Raw genomic sequence first — 2,384 nt, 5'->3', positions numbered from 1 at the left:
TTAAGCGATCTTCAATTAATCAGTTACTTAGCTAGCTTAAATAACTTGAAAAATCTTTATTTATTTTCTTGTCTACTTGACGGGCGCAGTTCAAAATGGGTTAAATCGACGGCCCTTAAACATATTCCAAAAAATGTTTTTTCTCACTCTCAGGATTTTTGTTTTATTTTAAATTATTTTGCGTCTTACCAGCCAAATCTCCATTTCTAAAAGATAACGTCATTACTCCGACTGATTTACCATTTTCGTCAATTCCCGTGTAGGACCATTGTTCACTGCTAACTCCATAAAAACGCTCGTCATAAGTGTAATCATTCGGTGTACCAATTTTACGAGCAACATCGCCTTTTTTCATACCTGGCTTTAATTCGTCAAAATCTTTGCGTGTGATTTTAGTAGTTCTATCTCTTTTCAAGCCCTTAATGGTTTTTGATACCGCGTGTCCATCGTTAAAGTAGATAGAAATTTTCGAATCCTGACTAGCATCAACCACATTTTGCCAAGCAGCTACTTGGGTCACGACCCCCTTTTTTTGCACCTTAGTTACTGCAGATGGTTTTTTGCCGAATAGTTCTGTCACATCATCCAACGAATCACCTTCAGACTGCGACAATTCGATCGAGTTAAAGTTTGACTGAGTCAAATGATTTTTAGACTCATATTGTTGCTTGATAAATACCCCACCAAAAATCACCACGATCACAACGAGCAATGTGACCAAGGTATGTTGCCAAAAACTAGTTAGTTTATTATTATTTTGGGTCGAATTGTCTTTTTCAGTCATAATAATTTGGTCCCCCACTGTTTCAATCTACTAGTTCTATTTTTTAATGACGTGTAAACCACGATAGCGGTTAATAGCTGCACACAATTCTTGTCGCCGCGGTAAAGCAATATTACCCGGATGACGTTTGGAGTTCAACACATGATCTAATCCTTGTTGTTGAATGTCAGCATACAATTTTTCGGTCATTTGTGCAAATGAAGTCTGATCATTAAAATAGTTAGCCTTTAAAATCTGTAACAAGGCAACGATCCCACGTGTTTGACTTGAATCTGTTAATTGTTCTAACGCATCTAAGTTGATCGTAGTATGTCCAAAAGTTATTTCAGTTTTATTTCTGACCTTAAAACGGTCTTTACGACTCACGATCCGAAAGTTACTCTTTTTAGGAATGCGCTCTTCTAGACTACCAAAATTCCGCTCATCCGCTACACTTCGATGCGAGTTTTCCATCTCAGCAATCTCACGTGCTCGTTTAGTCACATCTCCTGGCTGGTATTCATTCATCATGATAATACGGTCAGCAATTTCGAAATAATCACCAGAACCACCAGTTACTAAAATTGTAGAAACACCATGTTGTTTAAATAAGGCCTTGATTTTGTCAACAAAAGGAGTGATCGGTTCCTTGTCACTCGAAACTAAACGTTGCATGCGTGCATCGCGGATCATAAAATTCGTGGCTGAAGTATCCTCATCGATCAACAATGTTTTGGTCCCACTTTCTAACGCTTCGATCACATTAGCTGCTTGAGATGTGCTACCACTAGCATTAACAGTTAAAAATGATGAAGTGTCACGGCGACCAGGGATATGATTAATAAATGGTGTAATATTAACATCCGTCACACTCCGCCCATCTTCAGCACGGATCTTCATGGCCGTTTTGTCAGTCAAAACAAATTCACGACCGTCGCCTTGAATGTGATCATAAACACCAACATCTAAAGCCCTAAGCAAGGTCGATTTACCGTGGTAACCACCACCAACGATCAGTGTGATTCCCTGGCCGATCCCCATACCACTGATTTTTTTGCCATTACTTAATTGAAAAGTAACTTCCATCGTATTAGGACTGCGAAATGGTGTTCCCTTTTGCAAGGGTAGGTCAGATGAACCACTTGCACGCGGCAAAATTGCCCCGTTCGCCACGAAACCCACTAAATTTTGCTTTCTCATTTGTTGTCTGATTTCTTGTTGTTCCAAAAAGAGCTCGACTTGATTTTTCAAAGCCGTTTGATCAATATTAGTGTATAACAATGAGTTTTGTACGATTTGCGGCAAAAGTTCATTAAAGATCCGAGCCGCTTCTTTGCCCTTGATCCTACGGCCAGCTGCCGGCAAACCAACTTCAAAACGAGCCTCGATATTTTGTTCACCGATCACGATCCCTGTCCGTTCTAAAATTTCTTGTCCACAACTATCGATGTATAATTGTCCACTATGACCGGTACCCTTAGTGTTCAACTTATTTTTCTGTGCTTGTTGTGCAAAATTTCGTTGTAAAAAGTCTGCAACAACCAAGCGTTTATCTTTTGTATCAAGTAAGTTTGCTGGTAATCGTGTCTTTTCTCGCTTAATGACTACATGCATCGTAGAC

The 2,384-nt window shown here is 39.4% G+C and carries 2 protein-coding genes; both read right to left on the bottom strand.

Annotated elements, in window-relative coordinates:
* Positions 1–163: 163 nt before the first annotated feature.
* Complete coding sequence (locus LACPOB_RS0106020; protein WP_017867930.1) at positions 164–784, bottom strand: DUF3862 domain-containing protein; 621 nt, start codon at positions 782–784, stop codon at positions 164–166.
* Positions 785–820: 36 nt separating this feature from the next.
* On the bottom strand, positions 821–2,384 hold a 1,564-nt coding region (locus LACPOB_RS11845), incomplete at its 5' end, for an ABC-ATPase domain-containing protein (RefSeq protein WP_040532893.1).

This window comes from Ligilactobacillus pobuzihii E100301 = KCTC 13174 (assembly GCF_000349725.1).
GTDB lineage: Bacteria > Bacillota > Bacilli > Lactobacillales > Lactobacillaceae > Ligilactobacillus > Ligilactobacillus pobuzihii.
The sequence above is the reverse complement of the archived record's forward strand: the minus strand, read 5'-3'. Positions and strand labels throughout refer to the sequence as shown.

Excerpts from the sequence above, each read along its gene's own strand:
- LACPOB_RS0106020 (WP_017867930.1), bottom strand. The coding sequence starts at position 784 with ATGACTGAAAAAGACAATTCGACCCAAAATAATAATAAACTAACTAGT.